This is a genomic window from Stenotrophomonas sp. TWI169 (assembly GCF_039674705.1).
GTDB lineage: Bacteria > Pseudomonadota > Gammaproteobacteria > Xanthomonadales > Xanthomonadaceae > Stenotrophomonas > Stenotrophomonas maltophilia_P.
In genome coordinates, this window is record NZ_JBDJOB010000024.1 from 1 (window position 1) to 17,622 (window position 17,622).

The window sequence follows — 17,622 nt, forward strand, 5'->3', positions numbered from 1 at the left end:
TGCCCGGCTAGCGCAGCGGGTCAGGAGCCGCCGGGCATGGCCCGGCGCTACCCCTGGGTTGATTCACCGAGGGTGCTGCACAGGGCGTCAGATTGATTCGCCGAAGGCCTTGGCCAGGTTGCGGTATGCCTTCTTCTGCGCTTCGTCGGTGGCGGCCGGGGCAATGATCTCCAGCTCGACGATCTGATCGCCATCGGGATTGCCCGGCAGGCCGCGGCCGCGCAGGCGAAGCTTGCGACCGGCTTCGGAATCGGCCGGAATCTTCAGCTCCACCGCGCCGCCCAGCGTGGGCACGCTGATGCTGGTGCCCAGCGCTGCCTGCCAGGGCGTGACCTGCAGCGAATACAGGATGTTGCGGCCATCGACCTCGAACTGTGGGTGTGCGGCGTACTCCACCTCCAGCAGCAGGTTGCCACCGTGGTTGCCCTGCCCCGCCAGACGGATCACCTGGCCGGGACGGATGCCCTTGGGCACGCGCACATCCAGCTGCCTGCCGTTGACGGTGATGCGCAGGCTGTCGCCGTTGTAGGCAGCCTCCAGCGGCACCGACAGCTTGGCGCGGGTATCGCGGTTGGGTGCATGTCCCTGGCTGCTGAATCCCGGGCCCGGTCCCTGGCCACCGCGCTGGCGGGCGAACAGGCTCTCGAAGAAGTCGCTGAAGCCGCCATTGGGGCCACCACCGCCGAACACTTCCTCGAAATTGAAGCCACCGCCACCGTAGTTCGGCGGCACATTGAATTCCTCGCCCGGCCGGTAGCCCTGCGCGCGCAGCTGGTCATAGGCCGCGCGCTTTTCCGGATCGCGCAGCGCCTCATAGGCTTCATTGACCGCCTTGAACCTGTCTTCGGCCCCGGCCTCCTTGCTGACGTCCGGGTGGTACTTGCGTGCCAGCCGGCGGTATGCGGTCTTGATCTCCGCATCACCCGCAGTCGGTTCCACCCCCAGGGTGGCGTAATAATCCTTGAATTCCATCCAGCTACCTCGATTCGCTTCGGCCGCGCCGGTGGCGCCGCCCCAGGTTCATTCTACGCGCCGGCGATGCTACGCCGCCCCTCGTGCGGCCCCGGTGAGGCCGACTGATCCTGCGCAATGCGCCTGCCATCGGCCTGCGCCACGCTGTGGCTGGAACCCTGGCGCGTGCCCCCTGAAGATGGGGCCTGCACGCGGGGTTTCCAATGTCTTGACGCCCCTGTCCCATCCCGCCCACTAGCCTGCCCCAGCAAGGAGTCCATCATGACCATCCATGTCGGCGACCGCATTCCGGAAGTGACCCTCAAGCGCATCCGCGAGGGCATGGAGACGCTCGATACGCACTCGCTGTTCGACGCCCGCAAAGTGGTGCTGTTCGCCGTGCCCGGCGCCTTCACCCCCACTTGCTCCGCCCGCCACCTGCCCGGCTTCGTCGAGAAGTTCGAGGCGTTCCGCCAGCGCGGCATCGAGGTCTACTGCATGGCGGTCAACGATCCGTTCGTGATGAAGGCCTGGGCCGCTGACCAGCACGTACCCGAGGGCCTGCTGATGCTGTCCGACGGCAATGCCGAACTGACCCGCGCGCTGGGCCTGGAACTGGATGCCAGTGCTTCGGGCATGGGCATCCGCTCGCGCCGGTTTGCCCTGTACGTGGACGACGGCGTCGTCCGCGCGGCCTGGATCGAGCAGCCCGGGCAGTTCGAAGTGTCCTCGGCCGAGTACGTGCTGGAGCACCTGCCCACCTGATCTTCCACCGCAAGAGGAAACGGCCAGCCATGTCCAATACGCCAGCCAACGCCAACACGTCTGCCCACCCGCTTCCCGGCATCAGCGACCGCAAGGTCCTGCGCGAACGCGCGCGGCGCAATCTTGAAGATGGCGCGATCACCGAAAGCTACAGTGCCGACCGCAAGGCCGTGATCAAGCTGCTCAACGACGCCCTCGCCACCGAGTATGTCTGTGTGCTGCGCTACTACCGGCATTACTTCACCGCCAAGGGGATGCTGGCCGATGCGGTCAAGGCCGAGTTCCTCGAGCATGCGCAGCAGGAACAGGCGCATGCTGGCAAGCTGGCCGAACGCATCGTCCAGCTCGGCGGCGAGCCGGACCTCAATCCGGACACGCTGAGCGCGCGTTCGCATGCCGAGTACAAGGAGGGCAGCGACCTGCGTGACATGGTCCGCGAGAATCTGGTCGCCGAACGCATCGCCATCGACAGCTACCGCGAGATGATCGACTTCATCGGTGATCGCGACACGACCACCAAGCGCATCCTCGAGGAGATCCTGGCGCAGGAAGAAGAGCACGCCGATGAGTTCGCCGACCTGCTGGACGGGTGGATCGGGGAATAGCGCTGCGCGTATCGGATACCGCGTGCCGGCCGTGGGCCGGCACCTACCGGAGGACGTTGAAACGCACCTGCGTCCACGCGCCATCGACAGCCAGCGCGGTCAGCGTATGGCTACCCGGTTCGGCGAACTCGCGCTGCATCAGCTGAGATCCCCGGGTCTGTGCGATCCAGCGGCCATCCAGCAGCCAGTCCACTGCCTGCTCGCTGCCCAACGCGCGCAGCTGCAGGCGCACGCCGTGTTCGGCATTGGGCGCGCGCGCCAGCGTGGCCCCGTCATTCAGACCGTCCACGTGCAGCGCCACGCTGGCCTCACGGCCATCGTCGCGGCAGTCCGGTGACAGCGCCGGCAGCTGCGACAGCTCCCGGGTCGCCTTCGGCAGCCACGGCGACAGCAGCGCCGGCCAACGGGCGATTTCGCGCGCCACCTCCTCATGGGGCAGACGACAATCGGCCGAGACGCGCAGACCGGTGCGTGCATCTGCCAGGTAGCGCTGACGGCCCGGTTGCCAACGCCGGGCTTCGCGCTCGGGGAACGTGAGCGGTACGGCGCCGTCGAGCAGGTACGCCGGCATCCGCCGCTGGCACACGGCCGGCGGCAATCCTTCGGCGCGTTCACCGGTCGGCCAGCAGATGTCGCCCTGGCTGACGCTGGCCGGCATCGGTGCCGCCGCCGAATCGCCACGCTGGCGCGGCAGACTGTCGACCACCTCGAACATCAGCGGCAGTGCGGTGACCGCGCCGTACTGGCCCGGCAGGGGCGTGCCGTCGGGCCGCCCCACCCATACGCCCACGGTGTAATGCCGCGTGCTGCCGATGGCCCAGGCATCGCGGTAGCCGTAACTGGTCCCGGTCTTCCAGGCAACGCGGGGGCGCCCTCCCACATCGAAGGTGCCCACGCCATACCCCGGACGCGGGTTCGACTCCAGCATCTCGCGTACGATCCAGCTCGCTCCCGGCGACGCCAGCCGCCGCTCGATCATCGGCTCGTCATCGGTGTAGCGCACGCGGCCGGCGATACCGTTGCGGTTCAGTGCGGCGAATGCCCCGACCAGATCTTCCAGCCTCGCGCCGGTGCCACCGAGTATCAGCGAGAGATTGGGGGGGCTGCCCGCGGGAAAACGCAGCTGGATGCCGGCGTGTGACAGGCGCGCGGCAAAGCGCGCGGCGCCGACCCGCTGCAGCAGGTCCACCGAGGGTACGTTGAGCGACAGACGCAACGCACTGGAGGCGCCGATCGGGCCATTGAACGCCATGTCGAAGTTGCCCGGGCGGTAGCTGCCGAAGCTCTGCGGCGCGTCCACCAGCAGGCTCTCCGAGTGGATCAGGCCGTCATCCAGCGCCATCGCGTACAGGAACGGCTTGAGGGTCGAACCCGGCGAGCGCCAGGCCTGCACCATGTCGACGTGGCCCAGGCGCTGGCGGTCGCCGAAGGACAGCGTTCCCACGTAGGCGCGCGCCTGCAGGGTCTGGTTGTCGACCACCAGCAATGCCGCCGACGTCCGCTCCGGCAGGCTCGAGAAATAGCTGGCCACACGCTCTTCCAGTGTACGCTGCAGGCCGATGTCGATGCTGCTCCGGATGCGCGCCTGGCCGGGGTGTGCCGCATGCAGCCGCTGCGCCAGCAATGCCGCATGCAGCGGCGGTCGCAGCGACCGCGCCACCACGTTCTCGATGCGTGCATCCTCCACCTCATCCGGTGTCCACGCCCCCCGTTCGGCCATGCGTGCCAGCACCTTGTCACGTGCCTTCTGCGCTGCTTCCGGATGGCGGTCCGGGCGCAGGCGGCTGGGTGCCTGTGGCAGCACCGCCAGCAACGCGGCCTCGGCATGTGACAGCTGCGCGGCCGGCTTGCCCAGGTAGGCCCAGCTGGCAGCCTCCACGCCCTCGATGGTGCCGCCGTAGGGCGCACGCTCCAGATACAGGGCCAGGATCTCCCGCTTGGAAAGATGCGCTTCCAGCTGCAGGGCACGCAGCACCTGCTTGAGCTTGCCCCACGGGGTACGCGAATGCGGGTCGAGGATGCGTGCCACCTGCATGGTCAGGGTCGAGCCACCGGAAACGATGCGTCCGCCGCGCAGCAGCTGGCCGCCGGCACGCAGGATCGCCAGCGGATTGATGCCCGGATGGCGCCAGAACCAGCGGTCCTCGTAGGTCAACAACGCCTGCAGGTACAACGGCGAGACGCTGTCGATCGAGGCCGGATAGCGCCACACGCCCTCGGCATCGGCGAACGCACGCAGTGGCGTGCCGTCGGCAGCCACCACCAGGGTGCTGGTGTCGCGCTGTTTCGGCAGTGGCGGCGGGAAGACGACGTCCAGTACCAGCAGCAGTGTCAACAGACCCGCCGTTCCCCAGCGCAGCCACGGCCACAGCGGCCGCAGCCGGCGGCGCAGGTCCGCCCGCCGGGTCGTCATCGCGCTCTTCATTGCGGGATGCCAGCAGGACGGGCCGCGCCGTCGCGGCCCGTCCGCGCGGTCACGGCTGCACCACCGTGATCGTGGTCGGGTTGCTGCGGCCGACGCCACGCAGCTGCGGCCGGTACATGTCTTCCACCAGCGGCGGCGGCACCGAGTAGGTGCCCGGGGTCACCGCACGCACCAGGTAGAACACATTGGCCTTTCCGCCGCGCAAGAGCTTGAGCGCTGCCACGTAACGGTCGTCGCGGAACTCCTCATGCTTGGTATCGGCCGCGTCACCGCGGTCGCTGATGGTGATGCCATCGACGACCACGTCCGCCCACTGCTTGGCATCGCCCAGGTTGAAGTTCTCGATCTCCAGGCCGGCCGGCAGCAGATCGGTCAGCAGCGCATCCGGCATGGTGGTGTCGGCACTGACGGTGACCCGCACGATCAGCGCTTCGCCTTCCTTCAGCGGCCGCGGCGACCACGGCTTGCCGTCGGTACCGAAGTAGCTGCGCTCGACACCGATCACACTGTTGTCCGGCGCGGGCGCACTGCGTGGGATGCCGGCCACATCGATGCTGGCGAACATCGGCGGCTGGCCCTTCGGAGTGAAGCGCACTCCGCTGGCCAGCTCGCTGGCGCTGAAGGTGCGCCCGAACAGCTTGCGCTCGCCGATCGATTCACTGTTGCCACCGATCACCAGCTCGCCGGCCACCAGCGCCTTCTGGTTGGCCGCCAGCGCCTTGCCCAGGCGGGCAATGGCGACCTGCTCCTGCGTGCTCAGCCACATCCAGCCGGCGTTGCGGCGCGCATCCAGGCCGCGGCCGAGATCGACCGCACGCGCATCCCATGCCGGCTTCGCCAGCTTGTTCTCGTGGGTCAGCGCGATCATCAGCGCGTCGTCACGGATCGCGCTGCCGTAGTCGCCGAAGTACGACGGGCGCTCGCTGCTGGACTTGGCGAAGGCAGCTTCCAACGCGGCCTGGCCTCGCTTGGCGTCGCCCTGCAGCGACAGCGCCACACCCAGGTGGACCAGCGACAGGCCGCCGACCGCCTTGCTGCGCTCGTTGTCGTACAGCGTGCGCAGCGTACCCAGCGGCGCACGGTTGACCCGGGCCAGCACGTAGCCGGAATACGCCTGGTTGGCGAACTTCAGTTTCTCGCGCTCGTCCTGGCCGTAGAACGGGTTGCCGCCGGACAGCAGATCCTCGCTGAGACGGTTCAGTGCCTTCTGCAGCACGTTGTCCGGTACGGCGAAGCCGGCATCCCGGGCATCAAGCAGGAACTCGGCGATGTACGGGGTCAGCCACGGGTTCACATAACCATCGTCGCCCCACATCGAGAAGTTGCCGTTGGCCACCTGCATCGACGCCAGGCGGCCGAACGCGCCCTCCATGCGTTCGCGGCGGGTCTTGGCATCCAGGCCGTCTGCGCCGAGCATCGACGACGTGGCCTGATCCAGGATCAGCGCAGCGTAGCCCTTGCTGGTGGTCTGCTCGGCGCAGCCATACGGGTAATTCAGCGCGCCCTGCAGAGCACTGGCAAACGGAATCGGGGGCAGCGGGCTGACCAGCAGGCGCGCATTGACCGACTCGGACATCAGGCCATCGGCCAGACCGCTGTCGAGGCTGACCGCCGCCAGCGGGTCGAGCGTGCGTACCTGCGAGCGCAGCACCTGCGGCCATGCCGCACGCACCGGCAGGTCGTAGCGGCGGTCGGCCTTGAAGCCATTGCCTTCCACACGCACCCGCACCTTGGCCACGCTGTGGCCTTCGCGTGCCGACAGCGGGAAGCTCAGCGTGGTCTTCGCATCGGCGTTGAGCTGCACGCTGCGGCTGCCCTCGCCAAGGGCCAGCGGTCCCTCGCTGTCCACGCGCACGTTGAACTGGCCGGGCTTGCCGGTGAAGTTCTGCACGTCCAGCGTCACGGTGCTGCGGTCGCCCGGGGCGAGCACGCGCGGCATGCTGGCCTCGGCCAGGATCGGTGCGCGCACCACCGTTTCCACGTCGCGCTTGCCGTACTGGTCATCGCTGTACACCAGCGCCGACACGCGCAGCGTGCCGTTGAAGTCCGGCACCTTGAGGCGGATGCGGGCATTGCCCTTGGCATCAAGCTGTACCGGGCCGGAGAACAGATCCACGGTCTGCACGCGCGCGGTCGGCCGCTTGGCCTGAGGCAGGGACTGCAGCGCCATGTCACCGCCGAACTTCAGCTTGCCGGCGCCGCCGTCGAAGCTCTCGATCACCCGGCTGTAGATGTCATAGGCATCGATGCCGAGGCGGCGCTGGGCGAAGAAGTGCGCGCCGGCATCGGGCACGGGGAAACGGGTGATGTTGAGGATGCCCACATCCACCGCCGACACGGTGACGTGCGCAGCCTTGCCGGCCAGCTGCGGTGCGCTGACCGTCACCGGCAGATCCTGTTCCGGGCGCATCTGCTTCGGCGCCACCAGGCCGACGGCCACGGTGCGGCCCCTGCGGTCCATCGGTACGTGCACCACGCCGACAGCGCGCGCCGGGGTGATCTTGCTCGGCGCACTGCCACCCCGGAACACCAGCGCGGTGATGTAGACATCGTGGCGCTCCCAGTCAGCGGTGACCGGGATGTTGAAGGTGGCACCGGGTTTGGCGTCGATGTCCTGCACGTACAGCATGCGATCGGTCTCGACCATCAGGATGCCCTTGCCGGCATGCGGCGGCGTCACCGTCACCTGCAGGGTGTCGCCCGCCTTGTAGCCGGTCTTGTCCAGGCCCAGCTTGACCTTGTCCGGGCGCGCATCGAGACCGCGATTGTCATCGCCCCAGCTCCAGCCGGCACGGAACGGATAGCGGCTGGTCAGGCCTGTGCCCGGATCGAACACGTCCACCCGGTACTCGCCCCACTCGACCGGGACATCGAACGCCACCGCGCTGCTGCCGGCATCGACCGTGCGGGTTTCCTTGTTCTCGAACCGACGGGTGAAATCGTAGTCCCAACGGTTGTCGTTGAAGGTCCAGTGATAGTCACGCAGCTCGCGCACCAGGGTGATCTTCAGGCCCTTGGCCGGCTGCGGCCGGCCGGCCGCGTCCACGCGCACCAGTTCGAAGCGTGCGTTGCTGTTGGAGTCGGCACCATCGTCGGGGTTGAACAGCGGACGCACGCCGACCAGTGCATTGGCTGGCCACATCACCCGCTTCAGGGTGCGGGTCACGGTCCGCCCACCGGTCTCGTACAGGCTGCCGGACAGCACCACCGCGATCGGCGCCTTGGCCTTGGCCGCTTCTTCCGGCAGCGTCACGTCCTCGCGCAGCTGGCCGTTGGCCGGCAGCGTCGTGTCGATCACGTCCTTGGCCTCGCGCGGCAGCTGCAGGGTAGGGTCGCCGAAGAAGTAGCCCGGCAATCCCTCGACCGGCTGCTGTTCGGCTGCCACGGCCAGGCGCGCGGTGAAGCGGTTGCCGTCAGCCGGCGCGCCGTACAGATACGCGCCATCGGCCTGCAGACGAAGATCTTCGCCCGGCTTGAGCGTCTTTTGCGGGCTGTCCAGGTCCAGCTTCATCCGTTCGGGCAGGAACTCTTCGATGCGCAGGGTCATGCCCTGGATCGCTTCCTTGCTGGCCGGATCGGTACGGAACTCCACCTGCCAGCGTCCTGTCGGCGCCTCGGCCGGGATGACCTGCTCGAATGCGATGTAGCCCTGCTCGCCCGGCTGCAGGCGGGTCTCGCGGAAGGTCTTGCCGTCGGGCTGCTTCAGGCGCAGGAACACCGGCTGCGACTTGACCGGCTTGCCATCATTGTCGCGCAGCAGCGCGGACAGGCGCACGGTCTCGCCCGGCCGATAGAGGTCGCGGCCGGACCATGCGTAGACATCGAACCAGGCATTGTCACGGCCGGCAACGGCAAACTCGCTCAGGTCCAGGGCCGGCTGGTTGAAGGGCAGGAAGCTGGTGTCGCGACCACTGCTGGCCACCAGCACGTGGGTGGCGTCGAGCGTGTAGTTCAGCAGCGCATTGCCGTTGCCATCGGTACTGCCCTTGAGCACCACCTCGCCTTTGCCGTCGAGCACGCGCAGCTCGACGTTCTTCAGCGGTGCTCCGTCCTTCAGTCCGGCGGTGTGGACGAACAGCTTGTCCTTGTAGGCGCGCGTGTGCAGGCCGATGTCGCTGACCGAGAAGAACGCGGTGTCGAACTCGCCCTCGTAATCGCCCGTGCGCTTGAGCAGTGCGAAGTACAGGCCCGGCTCCTGCAGCTCCTTGATGTCCTGGGTTGGCAGGTAGGTCAGCACCCGCTCGTTCTGCTTGCCGCCGAGGATGAAGCGGTTGACGTAGACCGGCTCGGCCAACGCATTGATCGGGCTGCGCTCGTAGTCGCTGCTCAGTTCCCAGCTGCCACGACGGCCGCCGCGCTGGTACTGGCTGAAGAAGGTCGGCAGATCCTTCTCGCGCACGCGCAGGAATTCGACGTCGACCTCGGGAACATTCACGGAGACAACCGGCAGGCCGCGGCTGTCCTTGGCCGGCAGCACGCTGCCCTGCGAGGCGAAGCCGGCCACCGGCTTCAATTCGCCACTGAACACCTTCTGCTTCAGCTCCTTGCCCAGCCGGCTGCCATCGGCGGCCAGCAGGTCCGGCGATACCACCAGGCTGAACTCCTTGCCGGCTTCGACGAACGGATAGCGCAGGGTCAGTCCGTCATCGGACAGGGTCCAGCTGCTGTCGTCGGTGCCGACCTTCTCTTCGAAGCGCACCAGCGTGTCGAAATCCTGCGTGCCGACCAGCGGGCGCGAGAACTCCAGCGCCAGCGACAGGCCGTCATTCTTCTGGTCCGGGTAGGCGCGCAGCAGGGTGAAATCCTTCACCTGCTCGGCCTGGGTGGCAATGGCCTCGCCACTGGCCTTGGGCAGCTGCCCGCTGTCGTTGCGGCAACCGGCCAGACCCAGCAACAGGCCTCCTGCCAGTACCGCCGCCGCCCATCCCCACCGCTTGCGCCGTGCCGGACCGCTCATGTCGTCACTCCTTGATCGAGGCGGCCATTATAGGCGCGCCGCGTCAAGGTGTTGGCGCGGATCCGGCAGGAACACATCGGAACGGTAACGCCGGGCCATGCCCGGCGGTCCCGGTAGCGGCCGACCTTGGTTGGCGTTGGGCCCGTGCCAACCAAGGTTGGTACCTACCAGGGCGCGCCCTACCCCGGCCGGTACAGATCCACGTAGTCGGTCACCGGCATGGCCGCCAGCGCCACCGGGTCCAGCGAGGCCGCCAGGATGCGCTGCTGCTGGGTGGTGGGGAACCGATGGGCCAGATGCCGCCGGAACTTGTCCATCAACAGGGGCATGCCCTCGTCGCGTCGCCGGGCGTGGCCGAGCGGGTACTCGACCAGGACCTCCGGCAGTTCGCTGCCGTCGTTGAAGCGGACGGTCAGGCCGTTGGCGATGCTGCGCTTGTCCGGGTCCAGGTAATCCGCACTGAGCTGCGGGTCTTCGTGGCAGGTCATCCGCGCGCGCAGCGCATCGATGCGTGGGTCAGCAGCGACATCGTCCTCGTAGTCCTCGGCCACCAGCCGCCCATGCAGCAGCGCGATGGCGACCATGTACTGCACGCAGTGGTCGCGGTCGGCCGGATTGTGCAGCGGGCCGCGCTTGTCGATGATGCGGATGCAGGCCTCCTGCGTGCGGATGGCGATATGCGCGATGTCATCGACGCTGCGCCCGCCTGCCCGCAGCTGCGCGTGCAGCGCGACCGCGGCCTCCACTGCGGTCTGGCCGTGGAACTCGGCGGGAAAACTGATCTTGAACAGCACGTTCTCCATCACGTAGCTGCCCAGCGGCCGCCCCAGCGTCACCGCCTGACCATGCATGGAGACCGCTTCGAAGCCCCAGGTGGGAGCGCTCAACACGCTGGGATACCCCATCTCGCCGCTGGCCGCCATCAGCGCCAGGCGCACGCCGCGGCTGGTGGCATCGCCGGCGGCCCAGCTCTTGCGCGAACCGGTGTTGGGCGCATGCCGGTAGGTCCGCAGCGCCTGGCCATCGACCCAGGCCAGCGACAGCGCATTGAGCATGCGCTCGCGATCCAGCCCAAGCAGGCGGGCGACCACGGCGGTGGTGGCGACCTTCACCAGCACCACGTGGTCCAGCCCGACCCGGTTGAAGGAATTCTCCAGGGCCAGCACGCCCTGGATCTCGTGCGCCTTGATCATCGCCACCAGCACATCGTGCACGGTCGGCGGCGGACGACGCAGGGCCACGGCATTGCGCCCCAGCCAATCGCAGACGGCCAGGATGCCGCCGAGATTATCCGACGGATGACCCCACTCGGCGGCCAGCCAGGTGTCGTTGAAGTCGAGCCAGCGCACCATCGCGCCGATATTGAACGCCGCCTGCACCGGATCCAGCACGTAGTGCGTTCCCGGCACGCGCGCGCCGTTGGTCACGCTGATGCCCGGCACCAGGGGCCCGAGCAGCTTGCTGCAGGCCGGGAAGGACAGCGCTTCCAGGCCGCAACCGAGGGTATCCAGCAGGCAGTAATGCGCGGTCTGGAATGCCAGTGGCGAGTCGATGCGCACGTCGCGCACGTAATCGACGATGTCCTCCAGCAGCGCATCCCACGCGGCACGTTCGTTGGACGGGGTGTGGCTGTCGGACATCGTCTGTTCTCCGCTAACGCCGGACCACGCCCGGCGGTTCATGGGCGGGCCCTGCCGCGCTCGCCGGGCATGGCCCGGCGCTACCGCCATGGTCCCGCGTTACAAGGTGTCGGCCGGTACCCGCACGCTGCCTTCCATCAATACACGGGCGCTGCGGCTCATGATGGCCTTGGTCACTGTCCACTGGCCGTCAACGAGACCGGCCTGGGCGCCCACGCGCAGCGTGCCGGACGGATGCCCGAAGGTCACCGCCTCGCGCTGGCCACCGCCGGCGGCACGGTTGACCAGCGTGCCCGGAATCGCAGCAGCGGTACCGATCGCCACAGCGGCAGTGCCCATCATCGCGTGGTGCAGCTTGCCCATCGACAGCGCACGCGCATGCAGATCGATGGCCGATGCCGGGATTGCCTTGCCGCTGGACGATACATAGTCCTGTGCCGGTGCCACGAACGCCACTTTCGGCGTGTGCTGGCGGGTCGCCGCCTCTTCCAGCGTCGAGATCAGGCCCATGCGCAGCGCACCGTGTGCACGGATGCTCTCGAACTTCTGCAGGGCAACCTTGTCGTCGTTGATCGCCGGCTGCAGCTCGGTACCGCTGTAGCCCAGATCGGCCGCATTGAGGAAGATGGTCGGGATGCCGGCGGTGATCATCGTCACCTCGAAACTGCCCACGCCCGGCACATCCAGGGTATCGACCAGGTTGCCGGTCGGGAACATCGCGCCCGCGTCGCCATCATCGGAGGGATCTATGAACTCAAGCTGGATCTCGGCGGCCGGGAAGGTCACGCCATCCAGCTCGAAATCACCGATCTCCTGCACCTCGCCATTGCGCATCGGCACGTGGGCGATGATGGTCTTGCCGATGTTGGCTTGCCAGATGCGCACGGTGCACAGGCCGTCGCGCGGCACCCGGGCCGGATCGATCAGGCCGTTGGCGATGGCGAACGGACCCACCGCAGTGCTGAGGTTGCCACAGTTGCCGCTCCAGTCGACGAACGCGGTGTCGATCGAAACCTGGCCGTACAGATAGTCCACATCGTGATCGGGCACGGACGCACTGGAGATGATCACACACTTGCTGGTGCTGGACGTGGCCCCGCCCATGCCATCGGTGTGCTTGCCATAGGGATCGGGCGACCCGATCACGCGCATCAGCAGCGCATCACGTGCCGGGCCCGGCACCTGTGCGGCTGCGGGCAGGTCCTGCAGGCGGAAGAACACCCCCTTGCTGGTGCCACCGCGCATGTAGGTGGCGGCAATGCGGAGTTGCGGAAGAAAGCTCATGGAACGGTTCCTTGCAATGAAAGACGGCCCGTTGCCGGGCCGTCGGTTGTCTCATGCCACCCGGGCACCTTCGAGGAAATCCTGGGCGAAGCGCTGCAGTACACCGCCCGCTTCGTAGATCGCCACTTCCTCGTCGCTGTCCAGGCGACAGGTGACCGGCACGATGATGTCCTGCCCATCGCGGCGGTGGATGACCAGGGTCAGGTCGGCGCGCGGCGTGCGCTCGCCCACCACGTCGAAGGTCTCGGTACCGTCGATGCCCAGGGTCAGCCGGGTGGTGCCCGGCTTGAACTCCAGCGGCAGCACGCCCATGCCGATCAGGTTGGTGCGGTGGATGCGCTCGAAGCCTTCCGCCGCGATCGCTTCCACGCCGGCCAGGCGCACGCCCTTCGCCGCCCAGTCACGCGAGCTGCCCTGGCCGTAGTCGGCACCGGCGATGATGATCAGCGGCTGCTTGCGCTCCATGTAGGTCTCGATCGCCTCCCACATGCGCATCACCTTGCCCTCCGGCTCCACCCGCGCGAGCGAGCCCTGCTTCACGCTGCCGTCGTCGTTGCGCACCATCTCGTTGAACAGTTTCGGGTTGGCGAAGGTGGCGCGCTGCGCGGTCAGGTGGTCGCCGCGGTGGGTTGCGTAGGAATTGAAGTCCTCTTCCGGCAGGCCCATCTTCGCCAGGTATTCGCCGGCGGCACTGGAGGCCAGGATTGCGTTGGACGGCGACAGGTGGTCGGTGGTGATGTTGTCCGGCAGCACCGCCAGCGCGCGCATGCCCGCCAGCGTGCGTTCACCGGCCAGCGCCCCCTCCCAGTACGGCGGGCGGCGGATGTAGGTGCTCTGCGGGCGCCAGTCGTACAGCGGGCTGACCGCCGCCCCCTGCTCCACGCGCACGTTGAACATCGGGTTGTAGACGCTGCGGAACTGATCGGGCCTCACCGCCGCCTTCACCACTGCATCGATCTCGGCATCGCTCGGCCAGATGTCCTTCAGGCGCACCTCGTTGCCGTCGGCGTCCACGCCAAGCACGTCCTTCTCGATGTCGAAGCGCATGGTGCCGGCAATGGCATAGGCGATCACCAGCGGCGGCGATGCCAAGAAGGCCTGCTTTGCGTAAGGATGGATGCGGCCATCGAAGTTGCGGTTGCCCGACAGCACGGCGGTGGCATACAGGTCGCGGTCGATGATTTCCTGCTGGATCGCCGGATCCAGCGCACCGCTCATGCCGTTGCACGTGGTGCAGGCGAACGCGACGATGCCGAAGCCGAGCTTTTCCAGCTCCGGCAGCAGGCCGGCCTCTTCCAGATACAGCTGCACCGCCTTTGAACCCGGGGCCAGCGACGACTTGACCCACGGCTTGCGCAGCAGGCCGCGCTCGTTGGCCTTGCGCGCCAGCAGGCCGGCGGCGATCACGTTGCGCGGGTTGGAGGTGTTGGTGCAGCTGGTAATGGCGGCGATGATCACCGCGCCATCAGGCATCAGGCCCCGCAGCTGCTCGGCCTTGCCGGCATCGAGCTTGGCTGCGTCGGCGATGCCGCGCTCGGCCAGCTCGGCCACCGGCAGGCGGCGATGCGGATTGCTCGGGCCCGCCATGTTGCGGACCACGCTGGACAGGTCGAAGCGCAGCACGCGCTCGTACTGCGCCGTGGCCAGCGCATCGGCCCACAGACCGGTGCTGCGTGCGTAGTTCTCCACCAGCGCCACCTGCGATTCCTCGCGACCGGTCAGGCGCAGGTAATCGATGGTCTGCCCGTCGATGTAGAACATCGCCGCGGTCGCGCCGTATTCCGGGCACATGTTGGAGATGGTGGCACGGTCACCGATGGTCAGCGCGGCCGCACCCTCGCCGAAGAATTCAAGCCAGGCGCCCACCACGCGTTCCTTGCGCAGGAACTCGGTCAGGGCCAGCACCACGTCGGTGGCGGTGATCCCTGGCTGTGGCCGACCGGTCAGTTCCACGCCGATGATGTCGGGCAGGCGCATCCACGACGCGCGGCCGAGCATCACGTTCTCGGCCTCCAGGCCGCCGACACCGATGGCGATCACGCCCAGCGCATCGACGTGCGGCGTATGGCTGTCGGTGCCCACGCAGGTATCCGGGAAGGCCACGCCGTCCTGCACGTAGATCACCGGCGACATCTTCTCCAGGTTGATCTGGTGCATGATGCCGTTGCCCGGCGGAATCACATCCACGTTCTGGAACGCCCGCTTGGTCCAGTCGATGAAATGGAAGCGATCCTCGTTGCGGCGATCCTCGATGGCGCGGTTCTTCTCGAATGCCTGCGGATCGAAACCACCGCACTCCACCGCCAGCGAGTGATCAACGATCAGCTGTACCGGCACCACCGGGTTGACCTTGGCCGGATCGCCGCCCTTGTCGGCGATCGCATCGCGCAGGCCGGCGAGATCCACCAGCGCGGTCTGGCCGAGAATGTCATGGCACACCACGCGCGCCGGGAACCAGGGAAAATCCAGGTCGCGGCGACGTTCGATCAGCTGCGTCAGCGAGGCGGTGAGCATCGCCGGATCGCAACGCCGTACCAGGTTCTCGGCCAGCACGCGCGAGACATACGGCAGCGTGGCGTAGGCGCCGGGCTGGATCGCATCGACCGCAGCGCGCGCATCGAAGTAGTCCAGCGGGGTGCCGGGGAGGGTCTTGCGATAATCGGTATTCATGGGCTGGCGGAATGCTTGGGGCGGGCCGGATGCCGGCGAGCGGCAATGAAGGCATCCGGCCGGCACCTGGCCGACCGGATGGATGGATCACGCGGCGGTCAGGCGCGCTTGTCGATGGCCACGAACTCGCGATCTTCCGGGCCGATGTAGTTCGCGCTCGGACGGATGATCTTGCCGTCGATGCGCTGCTCGACGATGTGCGCGCTCCAGCCGGCGGTGCGGGCGATGACGAACAGCGGGGTGAACATCGCGGTCGGCACGCCCATCATGTGGTAGCTGACGGCGCTGAACCAGTCCAGGTTCGGGAACATTTTCTTGATGTCCCACATCACCGTCTCCAGGCGCTCGGCGATGTCGTACATCTTCATGCTCGACTGCTCTTCGGACAGCTCACGGGCGACGTCCTTGATCACCTTGTTGCGCGGGTCGGACACGGTGTACACCGGGTGGCCGAAGCCGATCACCACTTCCTTGCGCTCGACGCGGGCCTTGATGTCCTCTTCGGCCTCATCCGGGCTGTCGTAGCGCTTCTGCACCTCGAAGGCCACCTCGTTGGCGCCGCCGTGCTTGGGGCCGCGCAGCGCGCCGATGCCACCGCAGATCGCACTGTACATGTCGCTGCCGGTACCGGCGATGACACGGCAGGTGAAGGTGGACGCGTTGAACTCGTGCTCTGCGTACAGGATCAGCGAGGTGTGCATCGCCTTCACCCACGAATCCTGTGGCTTCTCGCCGTGCAGCAGGTGCAGGAAGTGGCCACCGATGGAATCGTCATCGGTTTCCACGTCGATGGCGCGGCCGTTGTGGCTCCAGTGGTACCAGTACAGCAGCATCGAGCCGAGGCAGGCCATCAGCTTGTCGGCGATGTCGCGTGCACCCGGATGGTTGTGGTCATCCTTTTCCGGCGCCACGCAGCCGAGCACCGACACGCCGGTGCGCATCACATCCATCGGGTGTGCCGACGGCGGCAGTTCTTCCAGCGCGGCTTTCACCGCGGCCGGGATGCCACGCAGCGACTTCAGCTTGGCCTTGTACGAAACCAGCTCGGCGCGGGTCGGCAGCTTGCCGTGCACCAGCAGGTACGCGATTTCCTCGAATTCGCTGGTGTTGGCCAGATCCAGGATGTCGTAGCCACGGTAGTGCAGGTCATTGCCGCTGCGACCGACGCTGCACAGCGCGGTGTTGCCGGCGGCAGTGCCGGACAGGGCGACGGATTTCTTCGGCTTGAAGGTCGGGGTTGCGGTCGTATCGTTCATGTTTCCCTCCGAAAACTTGATGGTGCAGGGTACTGCTTATTTCTTGGCGGCGAACAGTGCGTCGAGCTGCTGCTCGAACGCGTGGTAGCCGATGCGGTCGTACAGTTCTTCGCGGGTCTGCATGGCGTCGACCACGCTGCGCTGGTGACCGTCGCGGCGCACCGCCTGGTAGACGTTCTCCGCCGCCTTGTTCGCCGCGCGGAACGCCGACAGCGGGAACAGCTGGATGGCGACCCCGGCCGAGGCCAGCTCGTCGCGGCTGAACAGCGGCGTCGCACCGAATTCGGTGATGTTGGCCAGCACCGGCACCTTCACTGCATCGACGAAGCGGCGGTAGGTGTCCAGATCGTAGGCAGCCTCGGCGAAGATGCCATCAGCGCCCGCTTCGACACAGGCGATGGCGCGCTCGATGGCCTTGTCCACGCCATCCACCTGGATGGCATCGGTGCGTGCGATCAGGAAGAAATCCGGATCGGTCTTTGCATCAGCGGCGGCCTTCACGCGGTCGACCATCTCACCCTGCGAAACGATCTCCTTGCCGGGACGGTGACCACAGCGCTTGGCGCCGACCTGGTCCTCGATGTGGCAGGCGGCCGCGCCGGCCTTGATCAGCGACTTCACGGTGCGCGCGATGTTGAACGCGCTGGGTCCGAAGCCGGTATCGATGTCCACCATCAGCGGCAGGTCGCAGACGTCGGTGATGCGGCGCACGTCCACCAGTACGTCTTCCAGGGTGTTGATGCCCAGGTCCGGCAGGCCCAGCGAGCCTGCGGCAACACCACCGCCGGACAGGTAGATGGCGCGGAAGCCGGCGCGCTTGGCCAGCAGGGCGTGGTTGGCGTTGATCGCACCGATCACCTGCAGCGGCGATTCGGCGGCCAGAGCCTCGCGGAAGCGGGCACCAGCGGAAGAAGGGGCGGAAGCGGTCATGCGGCAATCCATGTTGAGGAACAGGTGGGTAGGCGCAAGCACCATGCCAAGCTGCAAGCGATTGATTTCAAAGGCATGATCGGCTAACAGCGATGAAACATATGAAACATTGAAACAGATGTATCATGAAACACTCCCG

At 67.2% G+C, this 17,622-nt stretch carries 10 protein-coding genes; 2 read left to right on the forward strand and 8 right to left on the reverse strand.

The genetic code is table 11. The annotated features are described in order from the left end of the window. Nucleotides 1-87: 87 nt before the first annotated feature. The gene (locus ABE543_RS15890; protein ID WP_180876635.1) at nt 88-972 is read right to left on the reverse strand and encodes a DnaJ C-terminal domain-containing protein; all 885 of its coding nucleotides are present in this window, start codon (nt 970-972) and stop codon (nt 88-90) included. A 261-nt stretch (nt 973-1,233) separates the two neighbouring features. On the opposite strand from ABE543_RS15890, the gene ABE543_RS15895 reads away from it, so the two are divergent. Then, the gene (locus tag ABE543_RS15895; RefSeq protein WP_346475881.1) at nt 1,234-1,716 is read left to right on the forward strand and encodes a peroxiredoxin; all 483 of its coding nucleotides are present in this window, start codon (nt 1,234-1,236) and stop codon (nt 1,714-1,716) included. A 29-nt stretch (nt 1,717-1,745) separates the two neighbouring features. Further along, nucleotides 1,746-2,321: a ferritin-like domain-containing protein gene (locus ABE543_RS15900; protein ID WP_065182639.1), complete on the forward strand. Its 576-nt coding sequence runs from the start codon at nt 1,746-1,748 to the stop codon at nt 2,319-2,321. A 43-nt stretch (nt 2,322-2,364) separates the two neighbouring features. On the opposite strand, the gene pbpC is transcribed toward ABE543_RS15900, so the two are convergent. The 7 genes from pbpC to prpB form a co-directional block, all read right to left on the reverse strand. After that, nucleotides 2,365-4,746, reverse strand: coding sequence for a penicillin-binding protein 1C (pbpC, locus tag ABE543_RS15905; protein ID WP_346475882.1), 2,382 nt, complete (start codon nt 4,744-4,746; stop codon nt 2,365-2,367). A gap of 49 nt (nt 4,747-4,795) precedes the next feature. Next, nucleotides 4,796-9,703 carry an alpha-2-macroglobulin gene (locus ABE543_RS15910; protein ID WP_346475883.1) on the reverse strand — a complete coding sequence of 1,636 codons (4,908 nt, stop codon included), beginning with the start codon at nt 9,701-9,703 and terminating at the stop codon, nt 4,796-4,798. Between the two features lie 179 nt (nt 9,704-9,882). Beyond that, nucleotides 9,883-11,343, reverse strand: coding sequence for a bifunctional 2-methylcitrate dehydratase/aconitate hydratase (locus tag ABE543_RS15915; protein WP_346475884.1), 1,461 nt, complete (start codon nt 11,341-11,343; stop codon nt 9,883-9,885). 99 nt (nt 11,344-11,442) lie between these two features. Then, a complete protein-coding gene (prpF, locus tag ABE543_RS15920) occupies nt 11,443-12,627 on the reverse strand; it encodes a 2-methylaconitate cis-trans isomerase PrpF (RefSeq protein WP_263175300.1) in 1,185 nt (394 codons plus the stop codon). A gap of 51 nt (nt 12,628-12,678) precedes the next feature. After that, nucleotides 12,679-15,297 (reverse strand): Fe/S-dependent 2-methylisocitrate dehydratase AcnD, encoded by a 2,619-nt coding sequence (gene acnD, locus ABE543_RS15925; protein WP_346475885.1) that lies wholly within the window; start codon nt 15,295-15,297, stop codon nt 12,679-12,681. Between the two features lie 98 nt (nt 15,298-15,395). Beyond that, the gene (gene prpC, locus ABE543_RS15930) at nt 15,396-16,553 is read right to left on the reverse strand and encodes a 2-methylcitrate synthase (protein ID WP_053518648.1); all 1,158 of its coding nucleotides are present in this window, start codon (nt 16,551-16,553) and stop codon (nt 15,396-15,398) included. A gap of 36 nt (nt 16,554-16,589) precedes the next feature. After that, nucleotides 16,590-17,483: a methylisocitrate lyase gene (gene prpB / locus ABE543_RS15935; protein WP_053518670.1), complete on the reverse strand. Its 894-nt coding sequence runs from the start codon at nt 17,481-17,483 to the stop codon at nt 16,590-16,592. Nucleotides 17,484-17,622 lie beyond the last annotated feature (139 nt).